This window comes from Bacillus sanguinis, from assembly GCF_018332475.1.
Taxonomy (GTDB): Bacteria; Bacillota; Bacilli; order Bacillales; family Bacillaceae_G; genus Bacillus_A; species Bacillus_A sanguinis.
In genome coordinates this window covers 1-574 of sequence record NZ_BOQB01000413.1, presented here as the reverse complement: position 1 = coordinate 574, position 574 = coordinate 1, and the positions used below count along the sequence as shown (strand labels likewise).

At 31.4% G+C, this 574-nt stretch carries 2 protein-coding genes; both read left to right on the top strand.

Translation table 11 applies throughout. The features are described 5' to 3' along the window. Positions 1-258: DUF3891 family protein (locus KI369_RS26970; RefSeq protein WP_212958626.1), on the top strand; the 258-nt coding region annotated here is incomplete at its 5' end. Positions 259-272: 14 nt separating this feature from the next. Continuing rightward, positions 273-574: DinB family protein (locus KI369_RS26965; protein WP_274382487.1), on the top strand; the 302-nt coding region annotated here is incomplete at its 3' end.

The window sequence follows — 574 nt, the reverse complement described above, 5'->3', positions numbered from 1 at the left end:
GAAAAGAAAAATGAAATTGATTTGTTTAAAGATGGTTTTGAAGGAACAGAAATGTTTAATAGGAAAGAGGAGAAACCTATTCAAGCGGAATGGATAGATGAGGAAACAATTCGCATTACCCCGTTTCCATTTCAAATGGAATTTCATACGCATGTAAAATATAAAACTATAGATAAACGTGAAATTGAAGAAAAAGGAATTGTAAAGGCTGATAGAGAATCAGAAATGAAGGAACAAACTATTCGTTTCATACAATAAGGAGGCGATTTTGATTGAAAGAGTACATGTTAAAACAAGTGGATTACCATGCTTGGGCTAATACACGATTATTCGAGCGACTAAAAGAATTACCAAACTATGAGACGATTTTTACTGAACAGATACAGAGTGTATTTCCATCAATCAAGGATACGTTTGTGCATATTTATATTACAGATCAAGTGTGGTTACATATATTGCATGGTAAAAGTATGAATGAAGCAATACAAGACCGAGAAAATTTACGAAAACAAATGGAAAACAAATCGTTACATGAATTAGAAAAAATGTTTGAAAACATGGCAAATCAATATAA